Here is a 21,480-nt window from a genome sequence, read left to right on the forward strand (position 1 = left end):
TCCATGATCCAGCGCCTGCGAAGGGCCGTCCGTCTGACGTACCGGCGTGCCGTGGACCTCAGCCACCCGGCCCGCTCCCCGCTCGGCAGCGCGGTCGTCAACTGCGTGGTCTACATCGACGGCGTACGGCGGAACGGGCGCGGCTCGGCCGAGGAGGCGCTGCGGCAGGTCCGCAAGGCCGGCGACGGCTTCGTCTGGATCGGTCTGCACGAGCCGGACGAGAAGGAGTTCACCGGTCTCGCCGAGCTCTTCGGCCTCCACCCGCTGGCGGTCGAGGACGCGGTCAACGCCCACCAGCGGCCCAAGGTGGAGGAGTACGACGGCGTGCTGTTCGCCGTCTTCAAGACCGTCCGCTACGTCGAGCACGAGGAACTCACCGCGACCAGCGAGGTCGTGGACTCCGGCGAGCTGATGGCCTTCGTCGGCCCGGACTTCGTCATCACCATCCGGCACGGCGGCCACGGCTCGCTCGGCCCGCTGCGCGAGGCCCTGGAGGACCTGCCCGAGCAGCTGGCCAAGGGGCCCTCCGCCGTGCTGCACGCGATGGCGGACCACGTGGTGGACGACTACCTGGCCGTCGCGGACGCCGTGCAGGACGACCTCGACGCGATCGAGAGCGCCGTCTTCTCCGAGCAGGCGGACCGGCGCGACGCCGGACGGATCTACCAGCTCAAGCGCGAACTCCTCGAACTCAAGCGGGCCGTGACCCCGCTGGGCCGCCCCCTCCAGCACCTCGCCACCCATCCGATGCCGCTGGTCGACCCGGACATCAGGGCGTACTTCCGTGACGTGGCCGACCATCTCGCCCGGGTCGCGGAGCAGGTGACGTCCTTCGACGCCCTCCTCGACTCGATCCTCCAGGCCCATCTCGCGCAGGTGACGGTCGCGCAGAACGAGGACATGCGCAAGATCACCGCCTGGGCGGCCATCGTCGCGGTCCCGACGATGGTCTGCGGCGTCTACGGCATGAACTTCGACCACATGCCCGAACTGCGCTGGACCTACGGCTACCCGTTGGTCCTCGGCGTCATCGTCCTCTCCTGCCTCGTCATCCACCGGGGCTTCCGCCGCAACGGCTGGCTCTGAGCGGAGGGCCGCCGCGACTCCCGCCGGTCGGGGGGCTGCCGCCGGTCGGCGGGCCTTCCACCGCGCCCCGTTTCGGCGCGTCGCCGCAGGCCACGGCCTGGGTAGAGTCGGAAGCCCGGCATCAGGACGCCGGGAGCGAAGGAGGCCGACCGGCCATGGCGGTGGACGCACTCGACACCCGCATCCTGCGGCTCCTCATCGAGCAGCCGCGTACGAGCGTGCGTGAGTACGCGCGGATCCTGGGCGTGGCGCGGGGCACCGTCCAGGCGCGGATCGACCGCCTGGAGCGGGACGGGGTGATCACCTCGACCGGTCCCGTCCTCTCCCCCGCCGCCCTGGGGCACCCGGTGCTCGCCTTCGTCCACGTCGAGGTCACGCAGGGCCACCTCGACGAGGTCGGCGACGCGCTCGCGGCGGTCCCCGAGATCGTCGAGGCCTTCTCGATCACCGGGGGCGGGGATCTGCTGACCCGGGTCGTGGCCCGTGACGCCGGGCACCTGGAGGACGTCATCCAGCGGCTCATCCAGCTGCCGGGCGTCGTCCGCACCCGGACCGAGATCGCGCTGCGCGAGCGGGTGCCGCACCGGCTGCTGCCCCTGGTCGAAGCGGTGGGACGCCGGTCCGGCACGGCGTGAGCGGGCCGGGAGGACCAGCGGACTTGGCGATTCCTCCAAGGTGACCGGCGGATGCGCCGAGATGCGCCTCGATTCGTTGTAGACGGGAAGGAACACGACCTAACGTGGCGCACATGCAGTCCTACACCATCGGGCAGGCGGCGCGGCTCCTCGGCGTCAGCCCCGACACGGCCCGCCGCTGGGCCGACGCGGGCCGGGTCGCGACCCATCGCGACGAGAGCGGCCGGCGACTCATCGAAGGCCGCGACCTCGCCGCCTTCTCCATCGAGATCGCGCAGAGCGGCGTCGGCGAGGAGGACGAGTCCACCACCTCCGCCCGGAACGCGTTCCCGGGGATCGTGACCGCCGTCAAGCTCGGCGACGTCGCGGCACAGGTCGAGATCCAGGCGGGCCCGCACCGGCTGGTGTCCCTGCTCACCCGCGAGGCGGTCGACGAGCTGGGCCTCGAGGTCGGCATGCGGGCCACCGCCCGGGTGAAGTCGACCAGCGTCCACATCGACCGCGTCTGAACCCGATGCACCCGAAGAGCCGGACCGGCCCGGCGGAACGGCTCCGCGCCCGTCCTTCCCGCCAGGGCCCGCGCACGCCCGTCGTCCTCGCCGTCCCCGCGCTGCTCGCCGTGGCGTTCCTGGTCCTCCCGCTCGCCGGTGTCCTGGTCCGTACCGACTGGGCCGCCTTCGTCGGGCACCTCACCACGCCCGGGACCGTCGAGGCCCTGAAGCTGTCGCTGCTCGTCTCCTTCTGGGCGCTCGGCCTGTCGCTGCTGCTCGGCGTCCCGCTGGCCTGGCTCCTGGCGCGGGTGCCGTTCCGCGGCAAGGCGCTGGTCCGTTCGCTCGTCCTGCTGCCCATGGTGCTGCCCCCGACCGTCGGCGGTGTCGCGCTGCTGCTCGCGTTCGGACGGCGCGGGCTCCTCGGGCCCTGGCTGGAGTCCACTTTCGGCATCACGCTCCCCTTCCACACCTCGGGCGCGGTCGTCGCCGCCACCTTCGTGGCGATGCCGTTCCTCGTCATCAGCCTGGAGGGCGCCCTCGGAGGACTGCGCCCCCGTTACGAGGAGACGGCCGCGTCCCTCGGCGCCTCGCCGGTACGGGTCTTCTTCACCGTCACGCTGCCCATGGTCGCCCCGGGGCTCCTCGCGGGCGCCGCGCTCACCTGGGCGCGGGCGCTGGGCGAGTTCGGCGCCACCATCACCTTCGCCGGGAACCTGCCGGGCACCACCCAGACCCTGCCGCTCCAGGTGTACCTGCTGCTCCAGGAGGAGCCGGAGGCCGCGACCTCCGTCTCGCTGCTGCTGCTCGTCATCGCCATGGCCGTCCTCGTCGCCCTGCGCGGTCGCTGGACGGGGACGCCCGCGCCGGCCCGGCGGGCCGCGCCCGCCCCCGAGCCCGAGCCGGTTCCCGGGACGGGCCCCTCCCCCGAGCCGACCGGGGCCCCGCTCCCCGGCAGCAGGGAGGAGGGCGGGACGACGTCGGCCGGGGAGGCCGACGGCGGGCGGTGGGCGCTGCGGGCCGAGCTCGGGGGCTTCACCGAACTGACCCTGGACGCCGACCCCGGCACCACGATCGCCGTCGTCGGCCCCAACGGCGCCGGAAAGACGACCCTCCTCCGGGCGCTCCTCGGCCTCACCCCCCGCGCCCACGCCACGCTGCGGCTCGGCGGCACCGACGTCACCGGGCTGCCCCCGCACCGCCGGCGGGTGGCGTGGGTGCCGCAGGACGGGGCGCTGTTCCCGCACCTGTCCGCGCTGTCGAACACCGCGTACGGCCTCCGGGCCCACGGCGTTCCGCGCGCCGAGGCGCGGCGGACCGCACAGGCCTGGCTCGACCGGCTCGGCGTGGGGCACCTGTCGCACCGCCGTCCCGCGCAGCTCTCCGGCGGCCAGGCCCAACGGGTCGCCCTCGCCCGCGCCCTGGCCGCCCGGCCCCGGCTGCTGCTCCTCGACGAGCCGCTCGCCGCGCTCGACCAGACCACCCGCGCCCATGTGCGGCACACCCTGCGCCGCCATCTCGCGGGGTTCGGCGGTGTCTGTCTGATCGTCACCCACGACCCCGTGGAGGCCGTCTCCCTCGCCGACCGGGTCCTCGTCCTGGAGGACGGACGCACGCTCCAGGACGCCTCCCCCGGCGAGGTGTCGCGCCATCCCCGGTCGCCCTGGGTCGCCCGGATGCTGGGCAGCAACGCATGGCCGGGCGCCGCGACGGCCGAGGGGCTCGCGCTCGACGGGGGCGGCACCCTGGTCGCCGCCGAGCCGCCGCCGCCCGGCACGCGGGCGCTGGCCGTGATCGCGCCCGAGGCGGTGGCGGTACACCGCGAGAAGCCGGGCGGGAGTCCCCGTAACGTCTGGCCCGGGACCGTACGGGAGATCACCGCGAGCGGCAGCCGACTGCGGGTCCTGGTGACCTCCGACCGGGCCCCGGACCTCGTCGCCGAGATCACCCCGCAGGCGGCGGCCGAGCTGGGGCTCGCGGACGGGGTGCCCGTCTGGACCGGGGTCAAGGCGACCGAGGTGACCGTCGTACCGCTCTGACCTGCTCGACCTGCTCGACCTGCTCGACGTGCTCGACGTGCTCGACCTGCTCGACCTGCTCCGAACGGCTCCGAACGGCTCCGAACGGCTCCGAACGGCTCCGACCGCCTCGGGCACCGGGAAGGGCGGGACCGGCCGGCCTCAGTCCGTGGTCCGTGTACGGGCCATCAGGACCGCGACGTCGTCCTGCGCCGGTCCCACGAGGAGCCGGCTGAGCACCTCGTCGCAGAGCGTGTCCAGCGGCCGGTCCAGGTCCCGGAGCGCGCGGGCCAGCTGGCTCATCCCCTGGTCGAGGTCCCGGTCGCGGGCCTCGATGAGGCCGTCCGTGTAGAGCACGAGCAGCCCGCCCTCGGGCAGGGCGACCTCCTCCGAGCCGAAGTCGCGGGCTCCCGTGCCCAGGGGGGTGCCGGGTGGGCCTTCGAGGAAGGTGATGGTGCCGTCCGGGGTGGCGAGCGCCGGGGGCGGGTGCCCGGCGCGGGCGATGACCCAGCTTCCCGTGGCCGGGTCGTGGACCGCGTACACGCACGTGGCCATCTCGTCCTCGCCGAGGTCGGCGACGACGGCGTCGAGCGATCTGAGCATCCGGGCGGGGGCGATGTCGTGGCGGGCCAGGGTCCGCACGGCCGTGCGCAGTTGCCCCATGACGGCGGCCGCGTGGATGCCGTGGCCCATGACGTCGCCGATGACCAGGCCCGTCCGCCCGCCCGGGAGGGCGATGACGTCGAACCAGTCGCCGCCGACGTCGTGGGCGCTCGCGGGCAGGTAGCGGCCGGTGAGTTCGAGTCCGGTGACGGCGGGCAGCGCGCTGTTGGTGAGGCTGCGCTGGAGGGTGATCGCCGCCTCCCGCTGGGTCGTGTAGAGGCGGGCGTTGTCGATGTTGAGGGCGGCGCGGGCGACGACCTCGTCGATGAGGACGGAGTCCTGCGTGTCGAACGGCTCGCGGGTGCGCAGCCGCGTCACGGTGACCGCGCCGAGCACCTGTCCCCGGGCCACGAGAGGGACGAGTCGCGCCGAGCCGATGCGGGTCGCGAAATAGGTGCGGAGCGCCTCGGTGCGCGGGTCGGTGAAGAGCGCCGGGAGGTCGGTGGTGTAGAGGTTCGTGGGCCTCCCGCTGGAGACGACCCGTTCGTAGACGGAGTCCAGGGGGAGCTGGAAGGTCTGGCCGGGGGTGAGCATCGCGGTGGGGGCTGTCGGGTCCGGGAAGCCGGCGGCGAGGCGGCGGAGCACGCCGCGCGTGGAGGCGGCCGGGTCGTCCGGTTCGAGGACGGCCTCCAGCATCTGCACGTCGGCGGAGTCGGCGAGCTGGGGCACGAGGAAGCGCACCACCTCCTGGGCCGTCTGCTCCAGGTCGAGCGTCGTGCCGATCCGCGCGCCGGCCTCGGCGAGCAGGGCGAAGCGGTGCCGGGCCCGCTCGACCTCGATGTGCGCCTCCTGGCTCTCGGTGATGTCGACGAGGGAGGCGATGAGGCCGAGGGGCTGCTCGGAACGGTCGCTGAGGGGCGCGTACGAGCAGGACCAGATGTGGTCGCGGCCGGGGTCGGCGGGGGTGCGGCCGACCCGGCGGGCGTCGACGACGGCGGTTCCGCTGTCGAGGACCTGGCGCATCAGGGACTCGAGGGCGACGGCGTTGACGCCGGGGACGACCTCGGTGAGCCGGCGGCCGACGTGGGCCGCGGCGGAGACGCCGTTCATCCGGGCGAGGGCGTCGTTGATGCGGAGGAAGCGGAGGTCGGGGCCGAGGAGGGCGAGGCCGATGGGCGACTGGGTGAAGAGGCTCTCCATCGCCGCGAGGTTCTCGCGCATGCGCAGGACCTCGGAGGTCTCCACCGCGATGAGCATGGCCCCGGGGCGCCCCTCCGGGTCGGCGGCGGGGACGATCCACATCTCCATGGCGATGGTGTGGCCGTCCCGGTGGCGGACGGGCAGCGTGCCGACGATGGTCTCGCCCGCCTGGACGCGCTCGGTGAGCCGGTCGGCGAGGTCGCGGTTGGCGTCGGGCACGAGGAGCGGTGTGGCGAGGCGCCCGAGCACGTGCTCGGGCGCGTGGCCGAGCAGGTCCTGGGCGGCCAGCGACCACTCGACGATGCGGCCCTCGGCGTCCTCCCGCCAGAGGGCGATGGGCAGCAGCTCGCGGAGCACGCCCGCGTCCCCGACGGCCGCCCTGGGCGGCTTCGGAACCCTGCTCGACGACTGATGAGTCTCCAACGCATCGACCTACGCATCGGCCTGGCCCCAAAGGGCGCAATCCCTACCGAATCACCCTAGCGGAGTCGCTGACGGCGGGCGCTGCGCAGTGCGTCCGTCCGATTCCGGACCGCCGCTCCGGACCGCCGCTCCGGGCGGCCGTCCCGGGCAGCCGTCCCGGGCGGCCGTCCCGGGCAGCCGTCCCGGGCGGCCGTCCCGGGCAGCCGTGCAGGACGCCGGCCGGGGGTTCGCCGTTCTTCCGTGCTGCTCCGTCTTCCGTGTCGTTCCGTGTTGTTCCGTAGTTCTACGGATGTGCCGGCGGTCGGCCGTCTGCGAGAGTCGTCGCGACCTCTCCGTACGCGCGCCCCCGTGCGGCGCCGTACCACCCTCCCGTTCCCGGAGTACCCCGCATGACCAGCCCTCCGTCCGACGCGCGTCCGCACGACCGGGGGCCCGGCGGCGGGCCTGAGGACCCCCTCACCCTGCTCGACCGAGCCCGGCGCCTCTCCGCGGCCGGGGGCCACCCGGCGGCCGGCGGGGCCTGGGTGCGGGCCGCGACGGCCGTGCGGCGGGCCGGCGGGGCCATCACGCCCAGGGACCACGCCGACGCGCTGGACGCGACCGCCCTCGACTGCCGGGGCGGGGCGCGGCCCGCCGCCCAGACCCTCTTCTCGCGCGCCGCCGACCTGCACGAACGCGCCGGTCTGCTCGGCAAGGCGCTGATCTCGCGGGCCCGTGCCCTCACCACCGGACCGGAACCGGGGGCGACGGCCTGCGCCGGGCTCGCGGAGCTCTGCGAGCGGGCCGCCGACCTGCACGCTGCCGGCCGGGCGACGGTCGCCCAGACCGCGACGGTCCTCCTGCTGCGCTCCCGGGCCCGCGCCGACCTGCTCGGCACCGCGCCCGACCCGGCGGCGGAGGCAGCCGCCCTGCGCGCGGAGCTCGTACGGCTCGTCGCCTTCGCCGCGCCGCACCGCGCGGACCCCGCGGTTCTCGGCCCCCTTGCCGACTCCCGCGCGCTCCTCGGGCGGGTCACCGCGCCCGAGGACCCGGCCACGGCCCTCGCGCACCTGCGGGCGGCCGTCGTGGACCACGCCGCCTCCGAGCGGCCCTGGCCGCCCACGGAGACCGAGCTCCTGCTCGCCGGCGTGCTCAGGGCCGCCGGGGCCCACGCGGAGGCGGCGACCGTCCTGCGTACCGCCATCGGCTCCGGCGAGGAGAGCACGCTGCTGCGGGCCGCCGACGGCGCCCGTCTCCGCCTCGCGCTCGCGCGGACGCTGGAGGAGGGCGCGGGGCAGGGGCTCGGTCTGCCCGCTTCTGCGGGCGGCGAGGAGGTCGTCGCGCTTCTCACCGAGGCCGTCCGGCTGTCCGACCGCTCCGGGGAGGACCCCCTGCTGGGCGTCCTCGCCCGCTTGCGGCTCGGCCGGGCCCACGCGGCCGGCGGCCGGTGGCAGGAGGCCGCCACCGTCCTGGAGGAGGTCCTGGCGGCCCCGGCGCGGAACGGGGACCAGCCGGCCCGGCTCCGGGCCAGGGCCTGGCTCGCCTTCTGCGCGCTGCGCCGGGGCGAACCCGAGCGTGCCGCGCGGCAGTACGCGCTCGCGGCGGCCGAGGCCCGGCTGCGCGCCGACCTCCACCAGGGCGCGGCCCTGAGCCACCGGGCCGCGCACGCCCTCGGTGCGGCCGGGGCGCCGGAGAAGGCGGCCAGGGCCTACGAACGCGCCGCCGACCTGTGGCGTTCCGCCGGCGAACACGGTGCGGCGGCCCGCTCCCTGCGCGCCCGGGCCCGGCAGGTACGGGCGGCCCGGGGGGCCGCCAGGGCCGAGGTGGTCCTGGAGGAGGCCCTCCGAGAGGCCCAGCGAGGCCTGCGCGGCACTCCGCAACCGGCGGAGCGCGACCGGCTGCGCGCCGAACTCGTGCTGATCCGCGAGGAGCTGACGGTGCTCCACGCCCTCGCCGCCGGTGCCGACGGCCCCCGTGCCGATAATGGTCGCCCCGACGGTCCCCGTACCGACGATCCCGGTACAGACGATCTCGGGCCCGATGGCTTCGGTGCCAATGCCTTCGGTGCCGATGGCCTCGGTACCGATGCCTTCGGTACCGACGCCTTCGGTGCCGACGCTTCCGCTGCCGCCGACCTTGGCCCGTGGTCCGGTCCGTGGTCACCTCCGGATCCGTACGAGGTGTCGGGGCACTATCAGGTGAACGTGTACGGCGACGTGGGCCGGGGCCGCCTCCCGGCCGCCACCGCGCCGAGGACCCGAGTAGTACAGGGGTGTGTGTGAGCAGAGTGATCGACGGCCGCTTCGAGCTCGTGGAGCGGCTGGGTGGCGGCGGCATGGGGACCGTCTGGCGCGCCCGTGACCTGGCTCTCCACCGGGACGTGGCCCTGAAGGAAGTACGCCCGCCGGATCCGGCGATGGCCGAGTACGACGTCGAGGGCGCCCGTACGCTGCGGGCCCGGGTGCTCCGCGAGGCGCGGGCGCTCGCCCGGATCGACCATCCGGGCGTGGTGACGATCCACCACATCGTCGACGCGGGTGAGGGCACGTACCCCTGGCTCGTGATGGAACTGGTCACCGGCGGCTCGCTCCAGGACCGCCTCGACCGGGGCCCGATGACGCCCGCCGAGGCCGCCGCGCTCGGCCACCGTCTGCTCGCCGCGCTGACGGCCGCCCACGAGCGGGACATCGAGCACCGTGACGTGAAGCCCGCCAACGTCCTGCTGCGGCCGGACGGACGGCCGGTCCTCACCGACTTCGGCATCGCCGCGATCCGGGAGTCCACCGTCCTCACGGCCTCGGGTTCGATCATCGGCTCGCCCGACTACATGGCGCCCGAGCGGATCCGCGGCGGTTCCAGCGGACCCGCGGCCGACCTGTGGTCGCTGGGCATGCTGCTGTACGTGGCGGTGGAGGGCCATCACCCGATGCGCCGGGAGAACACCCTGGCGACGCTGGCGGCCGTGCTCTCCGACGAGGTGCCACCGCCCGTGCGGGCCGGAGGGCTCGGTGGCCTCCTGGGCCGGCTGCTGGTCCGGGATCCGTCCGCCCGTCCTGACGCGGCCGAGATCGGCCGCGTCCTGGCCGCGGTCGCGGCCGACGGAGGCGCGGTGGTCGCGGACGCGGACGCGGTCGTCTCGGACCGGGTCGTCTCGGACCAGGTCGTCTCGGACCAGGTCGTCTCGGAGCGGGTTTCCGGGGACCGGGTCGCCGCGGACGGGGGCGTGGCCGGCGCGGTCGCCGGAGTTGCCGGAGAGGTGTCCGCGACCTCCTTCCGGCTCGCGCCTCCCGCGGCTCCCGATGCTTCCGTGCCGCCCTCGAAGGCGGCGGGGGCGACCACCTCGGCGGGGCTCTCCGGGGGCGGGCGACGGCGGGGGCGGGCCGGCCGGTTCCTCGGCGGCGTCCTCGTCGTGGCCCTCGCCGTCGGCGCCACGGTCTGGGACTGGCGGCCCGGCCAGACGGGCGGCGACCCGAGCGCCGCGCCGCCCGCACAGAAGGGACCCACCGCGCAGCGCCCCGCTCCGTCGACGACACCGCCGGAGGAGACCTCCACGCCGGAGAAGCCCTCCGCCCCGGAGGAGCGGAATCTGCTCACGCCCGCCGGCGTCAAGGCCGCCGTCGCGGCGGTGCACGCCGCCACGGACGGCGCGAAGGTCACCGGCTTTGTCGTCTACCCGGACTACGCCGTCGCCGAGTCGCTGGTCAAGGGCAGCACGAAGCGCTACGACCGGTACGTCTACCGGGGCGAGGACGTGGCGGTCCGTCAGGGCCCCGGCGGCACCGCCTTCCCCGGCACGGTCCCGGCCGACCTGGACGACTTCGACTGGGACGCCCTGCCCGCACTCCTGAAGCGGGCCGACAAGGAACTGGGCGTGGACAAGCCCACCAGCCGGTACCTCGTCCTCACCCCGGGCTCGACACTGCTCGGGAGCGGCGCGGGCCTCAGCATCTACCTCTCCGACACGTACGGCGTCGCCTACCTCAAGGCAGACACGAAGGGCCGGGTGACGGACACCTATCCGCGCGAGAACTGACCTCCGCCCACCCCGGTCCTGACGACCAGGGAGGCGAGGCCCGCCCGGGTCTCCACACCGGTCTTCCGGTAGACCCGGGCGACGTGGCTCTCCACCGTGCGCGGGCTCAGCGAGAGCCGGTCGGCCACCGCCTGGTTCGTCAGCCCCTCGGCCACGAGCACCGATATCTCGCGCTCGCGCGGGGTGAGGACCGCGAGCCGGCCGTCGGGCGCGCCGCCGTCCGGGGGCGCCGGTCTGGTCCGGTCGGCCAGGTCGACCAGCATGCGGGCGCCGCCGTCGGCCGCCAGACGGCGGCCCCTGCGCCAGAGCGCGGCGGCCCGTGCCCCGTCGCCCGCGGCCCGCACGTGCGGGGCGGCGAGGAGCAGGCTGTGGGCCTCGCGCAGGCCGGCCCCCGACCGGGCGCTCTCCCTGGCGGCCTCGGTGAACGCCTCGGCCGCCGCCGCCGATTCGCCCCGGTGGGCCAGCACCCGTCCCCACGCGCGCCGGGCGGCGCCGCGCTGGACGGAGAGGCCGAGCCGCGCGGCCTCCGCGAGCGCCCGCCGGGCCGCGCGCTCGGCCTCCGGGAGGTCTCCGGCCGCGAGGGCGGCGCCGGCGAGGAGTTCGAGATAGCCCGGGCGCAGGGAGGGCTGGAGCCGGGACAGGTCCCGGTCGCCGCCGACTCTCAGGAGCACTCCGCGCACCCGGTGCGGGTCCCGGCCGAGCGGGATGCTGTGGGCGAGCATGCAACGGGCCTGTGTGGCCCACCAGCTCTGGGCGGTGCCCACGGTGGCCGCGGCCTCCTCCGCGGCGGCCAGGGCCTCGGGGGCGCCGAGCGGCAGGGCGTGCAGGAGGACGGTGGCGCGGACGGCCCGGCTGAAGCCGAGGAGTTCGGCGCCGCCCAGGGGGCGGGCGACGGTGAGGGACTCCTCGGCCAGGTCGAGTGCGGCACGGACGTCGCCGGTGAGGAAGTGGACGTACGCCGAGCAGAGCAGGAGCTGGGAGAGCGCGAAGGGCCGTCCGGCGCGGCGGGCCACCGCGATGCCCCGCGCGGTGTGGCGCTCGGCCGCTCCGTACTCCTCCAGGAAGGCCTCGGTCCAGCCCAGGCGCACCAGCGACTCGACGTGGTCGGCGAGCCGGCCGTCCGTCAAGGTGTCGGTGAGGGCAGCGGCCTCCTTCGCGCGGGTCCGGGCGATGAGGGTCTCGCCCTCGTACGCCTCGCCGAGCGCGGAGAGCGTGAGGGCCTCCGCCGTACCGGCCTCGTCACGGCGGCGGCGCGACTCGTCGAGGGCCCGGCCGACCTCCTCGCGGACCTCGGGGTAGCGGGTGGCGAAGAGGGCCCTGGCACCCCATTCGACGACGAGGTCGGTCCGCAGGCCGTCCCTGGGGCCCGGTTCGCGCTCCAGTTCGCGGCGGAGCAGCGCGTCCGCCTCGGGGTAGCGGCCGAGGTGCCGCTCCATGAACGCGCAGAGCAGTACGGCGGACGTCAGGACGGCGGCCGTGCGCTCGCTTCCTCCGGAGCCGGGTTCGGGGTCGCGGCCGGGGCCGGGGCCTTCGGCGCCCCTTGTCTCCTGGGTGTCCCAGGCCTTCTCGCTGTCCTTCGTGTCCTTCGTGTCCTTCGTGTCCTCCGGGCGGCAGGTGTCGATGAGGTGGTGGAGGATGTCCCGGCTCTCCGCCACGCGGCCCGCCGCGCCGAGTGCGTGGGCCCGCCGGAGCATCAGCTCGTGTCGGCCGACGCGGTGTTCGGGGGTGTCGGGGAGGTGGTCGAGGGCGGCCAGGAGCCAGTGGGCGGCGCGTGCGGGGTCCACGGTCCCCGTCCGCTCGGCGGCCTCCACGAGCACGGCGGCCGTCTCGACGTCCGGGCCCGCCGCCGCGCCGACGAGGTGCGGGGCGCGGGCGGCCGCGGGCGCTCCGGCCCGGGCGAGCGCTGCCGCCGCACGCCGGTGCAGCTCGCGGCGGCGCCACGGGTCGAGGGCGCCGCGGACCAGTTCCGGGAGGGCCCGGTGGCGCGGGCCGAGCGTACGGCCGTCCTCGTCGGGCCGGACGAGGTCGCGGCCGGCCAGCGCGCGCAGGGCGGCGTCGATCTCGTCCTGGCCGTCGCCGGGCCCGGTGCCTCGACGATCGGCGGCGACGGCCGCGACCAGTTCGGAGGTGACACGGCCGCCGAGCACGGCCGCCGCCTCGACGACGGCCCGCTCCACCGGGCCGAGCGGTGTCAGTTCGTCGAGGACGACGGCCACGGGGCCGGTGCCGGGTGCCTCGTCGCGCCGGTGGCGGCTGTGGGCGAGGGCCAGGAAGTAGAGCGGGTTGCCGCCGCTGGCCGCGTGGAGCTCGGGGACCGCCTCGGGCGGTACCCCGTAGGCGAGGCCCCCTGCGCAGTCGTCGGGCTCCAGTGGGCCGAGGTCGAGGCGGGCGAGGGCTCCGGAGTCGGCCGCCCTGGCGAGGGCGGAGGCGAGGGCGGGCGGGGTCTGGCGTTCGCGTCGGGCCAGGACGACCAGGACAGGGGCGTGCGGCGGGTGCCGGAGGAGGTGGTCGAGGAGGGCGACGGTCGCCGGGTCGGCACGGTGGAGGTCGTCGAGGAGGAGGACCAGCCCGGGTGCCGGGACGCGGCCCAGGGCGGCGCCGATCCGCCGTACGAGGTCACCGTGCCCCCGCCGTCCCGATCCCGGTCCCCGCTCCTCGACGAGCGCGGCCAGTCGGGCCAGGGCCGGGACGGCGGTCCGTTTCTCGTGGGCGAGGTCGGCGAACGCGTCCAGGACGGCCTGGAAGGGCGCGCCGGCGTCCCCCTCGGCGGTTCCGGCCCGGCCGCGCAGGACGGTCGCTCCGCGGCCCCTGGCCCGTACCGCGAACTCGGTCAGGAGACGGGTCTTGCCGATGCCGGGCTCGCCCGTGACGTCCACGGCCACCGGGCCGACGCCCTCGGCGCGGCAGCCCAGCAGCCCGTCCAGCCGGTCCAGTTCCCCGGCCCGCCCGACGAGGGGCGCGCGGTCGACACACCCCAGGTCCGCGAAAGTGTCCACGTACAGTCCCCCTCGTGCGGTCGCGCCGTCGTACGGTCGTGCCGCCGTGCGGTCGTGCTCTTTTTCCCCGCTGTCAGTTGTACGGCACGTCACCGACACCGGTGTTCCCGCCCGGCCGGCACGACGGCGGGGTGACGGGGACCGGCCGTCCGCGGCCGACGGGAAGGTTCCCGCCCGGGCTGTCCAGAACTTGCCAGAGCGCCTCCGGCGAAGAGGGCGGCCCGAGCTCCGAGTTCCCGCTCGACGTGGCGTCCGTGTGTCAACTCGGTGGCGGCCGGGCCGAGTCCGAAGGGCCCGATCCGGGCGGTGCGGTGCCCACGGCCTGGTACCTCTTCGGCCACGCGGAGGTGGCGCACGTCCTGGCGGGCCGGGGCTTCGGCCGGTCCTCCCCGCTGACGGCGCGGGCTGCCCCGGTCCCGGACGGGTACGTCACGCTGCGGCGGGTCGTCGAGAACTGGCTCGTCTTCCTCGACCCGCCCCGGCACACGCGGCTGCGCGCCCGGGTGGCGGCCGAGCGGTGGCCGTGGTTCCGTTCGCGGGCGCCGGCCCTCCCGAAGGCGGGCGGGACCCGGGGCGACCGGACGCCGGCCGCGATGGACGAGGCCGAGCGGGCGGCGGCGGAGCTGGACGGGTACTTCCACCGGGAGCTCGCAGGGTGTTCCACGACCCGTCCCTCCCGACGCTGACGCGGCGCTCGTCCCCCGGGGCGCACTCGTCCGCCTGAGGCCCGGGAGGTCTCCGGGAACTCCCGCACCGCCCTCCTCGTTATACCCCCCACGGGTATGACGAGGAGGTTCCATGACCGCGAGAAGACTGGCCGCGCTCACCCCCGAGCAGGCGCCGGGCCGGGCGCGCGAGGTGCTCACCGACATCGTCGACCGGCACGGTTCGGTCGGCGAGATGGTGTCGACGATGGCGCACTCGCCCGCGCTGCTCGACGGCTACCTGAGCCTGTCCCGGGCGATGAGACGGGTGAAGATCCCCCGCGCCCTCAGCGAGAAGCTCTCGCTCGCCGTGCAGGAGTGGATCGGCTGCGGCACCTGCCGCGAGGCGCACCGCTCGGCCGGGCGCGCGGCGGGGCTGAGCGAGACGGACATCGAACTGGCCCGTCAGGGCACGTCGACCGATCCGCGCGAGGCGGCGCTCATCGGCCTCGCGCTGAAGGTCCTCGCCGAGCCGGGGTCGCTCTCCGACGAGGACGTCGCCGAGGTACGGGCGCACGGCTGGAGCGACCGGGTGATCGCGGAGGTGGTCGGGGTGGTCACGCTCAACCTGCTGACCGGGGCCTTCAACCTTCTCGCGGGCATCCAGCCGGAGCCCGGCCGGTAGCCGCGTCCGGAGCCCGGCCGGTAGCCCTGTCCGGAGCCTGTTCCCGAGCCGCGTCCGGAGCCCGGCCGGTGGCCGGGCCTCCCGCATGGGCGTCGCCGGACAGGATCGAGCGGGCCACCAGGAGGAGTTCCGTGACGCGGGAGCCGGTCAGTGCGTAGTACACGGCCACCCCCTCGCGCCGGGCGACGACGAGGTTCGCCCGGCGCAGCACGGCCAACTGCTGGGAGAGGTACGCCGCTTCGACGCCGGTGTCCCGGAGCATCTCGGCGACGGCGTGCTCACGCTCGCCCAGCAGCTCAAGAACCCGGATCCGGACGGGGTGTCCCAGCGTCTTGAAGAACTCCGCCTTCGACTGGTAGAGCGGCGCGGTCATCGCACCCGCCCCGTGCCTCGCGTCGAACAAGCACCGTGCACCATGCCCCCATCCTCGCGCCTTCCGGGGTGCGCGGCCTACCGGTCTCCGGAGTCCGGCCGCGCGGATCGCCGGGGGTGTCTCACTCGCTCGGCCAGGCGTCGCTGCGCCAGGCGCGCTGCTCCGCACCGGCGCCGCGGTGGGCGGCGAACGCCGCGTCGAGGTCGCAGTGGACAGGGATCGTCGGGCCGTCGCCCGCGGGGGCGAGGGGGCCGTCGGCGGGGACGGCGGCGAGTTCGAGGCTCCGGCCCGCGGCGCGGAGCCGGTGGGCCGCCTCCGAGACGGCGAGCTGCCCGCCCGCGGACCAGCCGCGCAGCCGGCTCAGGTCGAGGACGACGGGTCCCGTTCCGCGCGCGACCGCCCAGCCCACGGCCCCGGTGAACCGCCCGAGCGCGTCGGCGCCGAGGAATCCGGCCAGGGACAGTACGCCCAGCTCCTGCTGGACCGTGTAACGCCATTCGATGGTCATGCGCGTCGTCTTCCCTGTCGTTCGGCGGTGGCGCCGGGTGCGGCGGCGGGAGGGCGTGGGGGCCGGACCAGGATGGAACGATGTGCAGGATTGTGCAATATCCCATCTCACGGAGCGGATGGGGGCGCCGCGAACGTGACCTCGGCGGCGGGGACGGTGACCTCCGCGTCGCTTCCGAGGGCGTAGGCCGCGACGCGGGAGACCGTCGCGGCCGGGACGGCCTCGTGGACGCCCGGCACCGCCGGGCAGTCCTGGGTGGCGTGGGCGTCGTACGGCACGACGACGCGGTAGCCGCGCTCCAGGGCCGTACCCGCCGTCGCCTGCACGCACATCTCGGACATCACGCCGCAGACGGCGACCGACCGGACCCCTGCGCCGACGAGCACCTCGCCCAGCGGGGTCGCGTAGAAGCCGTCGTCCTGGGGCTTGCGGATCACCAGCTCCCGGGGGCCGGACAGGACGGGGTGGTGAAGCTCCCAGCCCGGTGTGTGAGGCTCGTCCTCGGCTCCGGGCGGCCCGTCGTTCTGAAGGTGGACGACGAGCGCCCCGTCCCTCCGCGCCCGGGCGATCAGGTCCGCCGTCCGCTCGACGAGCAGGTCGGCCGCGGGCACGGCCCCGTCACCGACGACGAAGGCCGACTGCACGTCCACGACGATCAGGGCGTCCACGGGCTGCGTGTGCTGGGTCATCCCGTCATCATCCCTCCCACGGTTCCCGTTGATCCACTTGATTTCGGCCCAACGCCCTTGGTTCACGGACCGGTTCGGGCCAGCAGAACGCGACCCGCGACCCCGGTCGCGAACAGGCCGGTGACGAGGGCCAGCAGCGAGACACCCGGGCCGGAGGCCCAGTCGACGGACCGCGCGTGGACGGCGAGGAGGACGGCGGCGGCCAGTGCGACCGCGGGCACGGCCGTGAGGGCCGGGCGGACACGGGCCAGGTCGTCCTCGACGAGGGAGCCGAGGACGCCGACGCCGAGCGCGAGCGCCCACACCCCGAGGCCCTGCGCGTCGGCGCGGTTCACCGTCCACGGCACGAGCGGGCCCCAGAAGGCGGGGAAGGCGAGGAGTCCCGCGCCGATGCCGAGCCAGCCGGAGCCGAGGACCGCGAGGAGCGGCTTCGACCAGCCGGGCAGCGGGGCGAGGGGCGTGCGCCCGGCCGCCCCGGACGGCGGGGCCGGTCTGCGGTACTGCGCGGCGAGGCACACGACGGCGGCGAGCGCGAGCAGCCCGAGGACGGCGACCCAGCCGAGGCTGAAGAGGGCCAGGAACAGGGGGCCGCCGTGGACGGCCTGAAGAGTGCCTCCGTTCAGCAGGCTCACCGCGAAGAGACCGACGAGGACGATCGCGAGCGGCAGGACGAGGCCGCGCGCCTCCTCCCAGACGCGGGCCTTGCCGACGGTGAACAGCGCGGGCGCGACTCCCACCATGGCGGCGCCCAGGAGCCCGGGGCTGAGCGGCTCCGGGGACACCCAGGCGCCCGCGGCGTGTCCGGCGAGGCTGGTGACGGCGAGCAGCGCTCCGACGGTGAGGCTGATGCCGCCCACGACGCCGCTCAGGAGCACCACGGCGGGCGAGAGCTCCCGACCGTCGACCGCACCGGCACCCCCGCCCGTATCCGTACCAGCGCCCGCACCCGAACCAGCACCCATCAGCGCTCGCCTTCCCGCGAGTCGGCCGCGACGGACACCGCGTCGGGAGTGGCCGCCGCCTCCCGCCCGGTGGGCCGGTCGGCCGACGCCCGCTGCCGCTTGAGGAGTTCGCGGCCGTACAGCACGCGCAGGCTCACCACGGTGACGGCCGCGTAGGCGAGGACGCCGCAGCCGATGCCGACGCCGGCGGTCAGGGCCGTGAACCGGTCGAGGCCCATGGTCCGCTCCAGTACGGGCACGGCCACCGCCGAGAACGCGGGCGCCAGGCACAGCGCCGCCAGGTGCAGGAGCCACTCCTCGCGCGCCCACTCGGCGCCCCGCACGCGTGCGCGTGCCGCCCGCACCGCGATGACGGCGTAGGTGGCGGTGTACGGGACGACGTAGGCGAGGAGCAGCCGGCGTCCGCCCGTGCCCTGGCCGAGGAAGGCGACCGTGATCCAGGCCAGTCCGGCGGCTCCGGCGAGGTGCGCGGCGACCAGGACCGGCCACGGGCACCAGGTGCCGGTCAGGCCGGGGACGGTGGTGCGGCGGTCGAGCGCGCGGGAGGCGAGCAGGGCGCCGAAGGCGACGAGGGAGCCGAGGTGCATGATCGCGACGCGGTTGATCTCCAGGATGGAGAGCCCTGGGTAGAGCGAGGGCAGGAATCCCCATTCGAGGCGGAGCAGCGGAGCGGTCATCAGGAAGCCGTAGCAGAGCAGCATCCAGCGCTGGTGCAGGTCGGGGAAGCCGCGGACGGCGGCGAGGACGCCGAGGGTCACGCTGCCGACGGTGCCGACGAGGATCGTCGCGAGGACGATCCAGAACGCGGCCCCGCTGAACGCCTGCTCGGGCGGGGTGCGGACGAGGTAGAGGGCGGCGCCGGCCATCGAGACGTACACGGTGACGGCGAAGACGGTCCCGGCGATCCGGTGCAGCCGGACGCGCCGCCGCACGGCCGAGAGCAGCTGCAGGGGGCCGAGGAGCATCAGCAGGCCGCCGAGGACGGAGTGCACGATCAGCGGGGCCAGGTTGCGGCTGTACGGGCCGATCCGGTCGCGCACGGCCTCGGCCACGAACTCCGGGGAGACGGAGCGGCCGAGGATCCACTCGCCGACGGCGGGCGCCCCGGGGCTCGCGTACGGCCAGAGTTCGGTCACCGCGATCGGCGCGTACGTCAGGCAGACGACCGTGACCGCGATCGCGGCCGCCCTGCCCCGTCTCGTGCTTGTCGGACGCCCCACGGCGGATCCCCCTCCGAACGCGCGATAGTCCTTTCTGGACTATGGAGGAAGGTAGGGCGGGAGACGGCCGGGGTCAACCGGTCGGTAACAAAGTCGTCGGCAGGAGTCGGTGACCGGGGCCGGCGACCGGCCCGGGCCGGTCGGAAGGGTCAGGGCTCGCGGGTCTCCACCCACTGCCAGAAGTCGACCATCATCCGCTCGTACCGGATGCCGAACTCCAGCGCCTCGCGCTGCCCGCGCGTCAGCAGTTCCCCGACACCCTCGGCCAGTTCCTCGTACTCGCCGAGGGTCCGCCGGTGCTCCTCGATCTGGACCGGGGCGTGGACGCGGGGGCTGGCGCCGAACCACAGCTTCAGGATGCCGCGCTCACGGGCCTCGACCGGGACGAAGGAGGAGTCGGCGAGCCAGCCCCGCAGGGCCGCCGCCCCCTCCTCCGTGAGCTTCATCAGCCGCCGGTTGCGGCCGCCGGACTGCCGCACCTCGGACAGCAGCCCCGCCTCCAGGAGCCGGTCGCACTGGGCGTAGACCTGGGCGTGGGGCATCGACCAGAAGGGGGCCACGGTTCGCGCGGCCTCGACCTTCACGTCGTACGGACTCGCCTCGCCCAGGTGGTCGATGATGCCGAGCACGAGGAAGGAAGGCGTGGTCAACCGGACTTCAGACATGCCGCGACGGTATCGCGGGGACGGGACAGCCCCCGCGAACCGCCGTCCGGTCACTCCGCCCGCAGGGCCCGCGCCGGCCGTCACACGCCTCCGCGACCGCGCCCAAGCGGTCGTCGCCGCCTACGAGACCGGGCTCGTCGCCCCGGGCCCGGAGGGCCGGACGGCCGGCTGATCCCCCGGCGCCGCCACCTCGGGGCGGAGGAGTTCGCACAGCGCCGTCAGGCGGATGAGGCGGAGGATCCACGGCTGGTCGCAGACGAGCCGCCAGCGTGCGCCCCGTGCCTGGACCTTCCCGGCGCAGTGGGCGAGCAGGCCGAGGCCGGTGGCGTCGCAGAAGGTGAGGCGCCGGATGTCGACGGTCAGGGCCTCGGACTCCCGGACGAGGGCGTCGAGCTCGGGCCTCAGGTGCCGCACCAGGACGAGATCGAGCTCGCCGTGGAGCGCGGCGACGGTGTGTCCGCCGGCCGAGCGGACGACGAGGTGCGGGTCGTGACGGGGAATCAGCTGCATCGGACGCTCCACAGGGTGGGTCCATGTGTCCCGTCGAGCGTGGCCGCGTCCGTGCCGGAAGGGACGTTTCGCCTCGACTCCTGTCACCTGAACCGGTGAACCCGCGGGCCGCTCGGGGCCGTCCGGGCCCCTTGATCCGTACGCGCGATCGAACGCGGAAATCTATCGCTTGACAAACGATCGTACCAAGAGTGAACGTTAGAAGTGTGACTACTACCGTGGTGAGGCGTGGCGTACCGGAGGGCGGCGCGGCGCGCGTCGCCGCGCTCTACTGGGAGGCGTTCGGGCGGAAGCTCGGACCTGCGCTCGATCCGCCCGACAAGGCCCGTGCCTTCCTCGCCGCCCACCTCCACCACGACCGGGGCGTCACCGCCCTCCTCGACGGTGAGGTGGCCGGTGTGGCCGGCTACCGGCTCGGCGGGCGGGGCCTGTTGGGCGGCGGAGCGGGTGACGTCCTGAGGGCGTACGGGGTGCTGCGCGGACTGCACCGGGTCGCCCTGCTGGCACTCCTGGAGCGGAGTCCCGCGCGCGGCGAGCTCGTGATGGACGGCATCGCCGTCGCGCCCGGACACCGCGGCGCGGGCATCGGCTCGCTGCTGTTGCGCGAGATCGCGGCCGTGGCCGCCGAGGCCGGCTGCCGCCGGATCCGGCTCGACGTCATCGACGTGAACCCACGGGCCCGCGCCCTCTACGAGCGGCACGGCTTCGTCGCCGTCCGCACGGACCGGACGCCGTACCTGCGCGACCTGATGGGCTTCGGCGCCGTCACCACCATGCACCGGCCGGTCACGGCGGCCGACGCGTCCCCCGGCCGGGAGGCCCGATGAGCGAGACGGAGACCTCGGCCGGCGTCGGCCCCGACGCCGTCCACGTCCCGACCCGCACCCTCGTCCACGCCCTCGTCCGCGAGGACGGCACCGTGGACGCCGGTGAGCTCTACGCGGTGGCCGGTCTCCTCGGCATGACCGACCAGCAGGTGCGGCTCTGTCTGAAGCGGCTCGTCGCCGAGGGCCGGTTCTCCCACGAGGGCCGGGGCCGCAAGGCGGTGCTGCGCGCGGTCGCCGACGCGGCCGGTTCCCCGGCCCCGGACGCCGCCCACGTCCGGCTCGCCTACCGGCAGGACCACGGGCTCGCCCCGTGGGACGGCGTGTGGCACCTCTTCGCCTTCGCCGTCCCCGAGACCGAGCGGGCCGCACGCGACGCGCTCCGCGACACCCTGCTCCACCTGGGCGCCGCCCCGCTCCAGGGCGGTCTTTACGTGTGCGCCCACCCGATCGGGCCGCTCGTCGAGGCCCGGGCCGGGGAACTCGGCATCGCCACCTCGCTGACCTGTCTGACGAGCACCGACCTCCGTGTCGGCGGCGTCGCCGGAGCCCCGGCGCTCGCCGCCTCGCTCTGGCCCCTGGACGAGATCGCCGCGCGTCACGAGGCCCTCGCCGCCTTCGCCCGGTCGTGCCTCGACCGGCTCGATCGCCGCGGCCACGCGGAACCCCTCGGCTCCGCCGAGCGGTTGGGCCTCGCGGTCCGGCTGGCCGCGGCCTTCTCGTACGCGATGACACCGGACCCGCTGCTGCCCGCCGAGCTCCTCCCCCACGGGTGGGCGGGCACGCGGGCCCGGCACCTCATGGCCACGTGCTGGACCGCGCTCGCGAACCACCCCGCGCAGGAAGGCAGCACCCCCCTCCCACGTCTCTTCGTCCTCTACGAGGACCCGGAGGCGTAGCGGGAAGGGGGTGGGTGCCGGCCGGACGGCGCCGCATCCG

The 21,480-nt window shown here is 75.4% G+C and carries 19 protein-coding genes; 10 read left to right on the forward strand and 9 right to left on the reverse strand.

Going from position 1 to position 21,480, the window contains the following annotated elements; genetic code table 11:
* Positions 1–3 precede the first annotated feature (3 nt).
* The 4 genes from ACF08F_RS21805 (at position 4) to ACF08F_RS21820 (ending at position 4,248) form a co-directional block, all read left to right on the forward strand.
* Positions 4–1,086, forward strand: coding sequence for a magnesium and cobalt transport protein CorA (locus ACF08F_RS21805; RefSeq protein WP_392300389.1), 1,083 nt, complete (start codon positions 4–6; stop codon positions 1,084–1,086).
* 155 nt (positions 1,087–1,241) lie between these two features.
* On the forward strand, positions 1,242–1,721 hold the full coding sequence (locus tag ACF08F_RS21810) for an Lrp/AsnC family transcriptional regulator (RefSeq protein WP_392300175.1): 480 nt from the start codon (positions 1,242–1,244) through the stop codon (positions 1,719–1,721).
* Between the two features lie 113 nt (positions 1,722–1,834).
* A complete protein-coding gene (locus ACF08F_RS21815; protein WP_392300176.1) occupies positions 1,835–2,230 on the forward strand; it encodes a molybdopterin-binding protein in 396 nt (131 codons plus the stop codon).
* A gap of 5 nt (positions 2,231–2,235) precedes the next feature.
* Positions 2,236–4,248 carry an ABC transporter permease gene (locus ACF08F_RS21820; protein WP_392300177.1) on the forward strand — a complete coding sequence of 671 codons (2,013 nt, stop codon included), beginning with the start codon at positions 2,236–2,238 and terminating at the stop codon, positions 4,246–4,248.
* Between the two features lie 141 nt (positions 4,249–4,389).
* Here ACF08F_RS21820 and ACF08F_RS21825 read toward each other — a convergent pair whose 3' ends face one another.
* Complete coding sequence (locus tag ACF08F_RS21825) at positions 4,390–6,453, reverse strand: SpoIIE family protein phosphatase (protein ID WP_392300178.1); 2,064 nt, start codon at positions 6,451–6,453, stop codon at positions 4,390–4,392.
* A gap of 389 nt (positions 6,454–6,842) precedes the next feature.
* Between ACF08F_RS21825 and ACF08F_RS21830 the strand changes: the two genes are divergently transcribed.
* Positions 6,843–8,714, forward strand: coding sequence for a hypothetical protein (locus ACF08F_RS21830; RefSeq protein ID WP_392300179.1), 1,872 nt, complete (start codon positions 6,843–6,845; stop codon positions 8,712–8,714).
* Entirely contained in the window at positions 8,711–10,465 is a 1,755-nt protein-coding gene (locus ACF08F_RS21835) for a serine/threonine-protein kinase (RefSeq protein WP_392300180.1), read from the forward strand. Before ACF08F_RS21830 ends, ACF08F_RS21835 begins: the two co-directional genes overlap by 4 nt.
* On the opposite strand, the gene ACF08F_RS21840 is transcribed toward ACF08F_RS21835, so the two are convergent.
* Entirely contained in the window at positions 10,447–13,461 is a 3,015-nt protein-coding gene (locus tag ACF08F_RS21840; RefSeq protein WP_392300181.1) for a helix-turn-helix transcriptional regulator, read from the reverse strand. The two genes, ACF08F_RS21835 and ACF08F_RS21840, sit on opposite strands and share 19 nt — an antisense overlap.
* Before the next feature lie 311 nt (positions 13,462–13,772).
* On the opposite strand from ACF08F_RS21840, the gene ACF08F_RS21845 reads away from it, so the two are divergent.
* Both ACF08F_RS21845 and ACF08F_RS21850 read left to right on the forward strand, forming a co-directional pair.
* Positions 13,773–14,147 (forward strand): hypothetical protein, encoded by a 375-nt coding sequence (locus ACF08F_RS21845; protein WP_392300182.1) that lies wholly within the window; start codon positions 13,773–13,775, stop codon positions 14,145–14,147.
* A gap of 112 nt (positions 14,148–14,259) precedes the next feature.
* Complete coding sequence (locus ACF08F_RS21850; RefSeq protein ID WP_392300183.1) at positions 14,260–14,790, forward strand: carboxymuconolactone decarboxylase family protein; 531 nt, start codon at positions 14,260–14,262, stop codon at positions 14,788–14,790.
* Here ACF08F_RS21850 and ACF08F_RS21855 read toward each other — a convergent pair.
* From ACF08F_RS21855 to ACF08F_RS21885, 7 genes are all read right to left on the reverse strand, one after another.
* Positions 14,750–15,163, reverse strand: coding sequence for an ArsR/SmtB family transcription factor (locus ACF08F_RS21855; protein ID WP_392300390.1), 414 nt, complete (start codon positions 15,161–15,163; stop codon positions 14,750–14,752). The two genes, ACF08F_RS21850 and ACF08F_RS21855, sit on opposite strands and share 41 nt — an antisense overlap.
* A gap of 121 nt (positions 15,164–15,284) precedes the next feature.
* Positions 15,285–15,671, reverse strand: coding sequence for an STAS domain-containing protein (locus ACF08F_RS21860; protein ID WP_392300184.1), 387 nt, complete (start codon positions 15,669–15,671; stop codon positions 15,285–15,287).
* Between the two features lie 107 nt (positions 15,672–15,778).
* Positions 15,779–16,360 (reverse strand): isochorismatase family protein, encoded by a 582-nt coding sequence (locus tag ACF08F_RS21865; protein ID WP_392300185.1) that lies wholly within the window; start codon positions 16,358–16,360, stop codon positions 15,779–15,781.
* 62 nt (positions 16,361–16,422) lie between these two features.
* Positions 16,423–17,238 (reverse strand): hypothetical protein, encoded by an 816-nt coding sequence (locus ACF08F_RS21870; protein ID WP_392300186.1) that lies wholly within the window; start codon positions 17,236–17,238, stop codon positions 16,423–16,425.
* Positions 17,239–17,321: 83 nt separating this feature from the next.
* Positions 17,322–18,542: a DUF2306 domain-containing protein gene (locus ACF08F_RS21875; RefSeq protein ID WP_392300187.1), complete on the reverse strand. Its 1,221-nt coding sequence runs from the start codon at positions 18,540–18,542 to the stop codon at positions 17,322–17,324.
* Between the two features lie 149 nt (positions 18,543–18,691).
* Positions 18,692–19,207 (reverse strand): helix-turn-helix transcriptional regulator, encoded by a 516-nt coding sequence (locus tag ACF08F_RS21880; RefSeq protein ID WP_392300188.1) that lies wholly within the window; start codon positions 19,205–19,207, stop codon positions 18,692–18,694.
* 120 nt (positions 19,208–19,327) lie between these two features.
* Positions 19,328–19,717, reverse strand: a complete 390-nt coding sequence (locus ACF08F_RS21885; RefSeq protein ID WP_392300189.1) for an STAS domain-containing protein — start codon at positions 19,715–19,717, stop codon at positions 19,328–19,330.
* Between the two features lie 206 nt (positions 19,718–19,923).
* On the opposite strand from ACF08F_RS21885, the gene ACF08F_RS21890 reads away from it, so the two are divergent.
* Together ACF08F_RS21890 and ACF08F_RS21895 are read left to right on the forward strand one after the other, a co-directional pair.
* The gene (locus ACF08F_RS21890; protein WP_392300190.1) at positions 19,924–20,544 is read left to right on the forward strand and encodes a GNAT family N-acetyltransferase; all 621 of its coding nucleotides are present in this window, start codon (positions 19,924–19,926) and stop codon (positions 20,542–20,544) included.
* Entirely contained in the window at positions 20,541–21,440 is a 900-nt protein-coding gene (locus ACF08F_RS21895; protein ID WP_392300191.1) for a PaaX family transcriptional regulator C-terminal domain-containing protein, read from the forward strand. Before ACF08F_RS21890 ends, ACF08F_RS21895 begins: the two co-directional genes overlap by 4 nt.
* Positions 21,441–21,480 lie beyond the last annotated feature (40 nt).

Origin of the sequence: Streptomyces sp. NPDC015130 (assembly GCF_043080005.1) — a bacterium.
Lineage (GTDB): Bacteria > Actinomycetota > Actinomycetes > Streptomycetales > Streptomycetaceae > Streptomyces.

Bases quoted from the DNA above. Each gene is read 5' to 3' on its own strand.
- ACF08F_RS21885 (WP_392300189.1), bottom strand. From the start codon at position 19,717: ATGCAGCTGATTCCCCGTCACGACCCGCACCTCGTCGTCCGCTCGGCC.
- ACF08F_RS21855 (WP_392300390.1), bottom strand. From the start codon at position 15,163: ATGACCGCGCCGCTCTACCAGTCGAAGGCGGAGTTCTTCAAGACGCTG.
- ACF08F_RS21830 (WP_392300179.1), top strand. From the start codon at position 6,843: ATGACCAGCCCTCCGTCCGACGCGCGTCCGCACGACCGGGGGCCCGGC.
- ACF08F_RS21805 (WP_392300389.1), top strand. From the start codon at position 4: ATGATCCAGCGCCTGCGAAGGGCCGTCCGTCTGACGTACCGGCGTGCC.
- ACF08F_RS21810 (WP_392300175.1), top strand. From the start codon at position 1,242: ATGGCGGTGGACGCACTCGACACCCGCATCCTGCGGCTCCTCATCGAG.
- ACF08F_RS21895 (WP_392300191.1), top strand. From the start codon at position 20,541: ATGAGCGAGACGGAGACCTCGGCCGGCGTCGGCCCCGACGCCGTCCAC.
- ACF08F_RS21860 (WP_392300184.1), bottom strand. From the start codon at position 15,671: ATGACCATCGAATGGCGTTACACGGTCCAGCAGGAGCTGGGCGTACTG.
- ACF08F_RS21880 (WP_392300188.1), bottom strand. From the start codon at position 19,207: ATGTCTGAAGTCCGGTTGACCACGCCTTCCTTCCTCGTGCTCGGCATC.
- ACF08F_RS21850 (WP_392300183.1), top strand. From the start codon at position 14,260: ATGACCGCGAGAAGACTGGCCGCGCTCACCCCCGAGCAGGCGCCGGGC.
- ACF08F_RS21820 (WP_392300177.1), top strand. From the start codon at position 2,236: ATGCACCCGAAGAGCCGGACCGGCCCGGCGGAACGGCTCCGCGCCCGT.
- ACF08F_RS21815 (WP_392300176.1), top strand. From the start codon at position 1,835: ATGCAGTCCTACACCATCGGGCAGGCGGCGCGGCTCCTCGGCGTCAGC.
- ACF08F_RS21865 (WP_392300185.1), bottom strand. From the start codon at position 16,360: ATGACCCAGCACACGCAGCCCGTGGACGCCCTGATCGTCGTGGACGTG.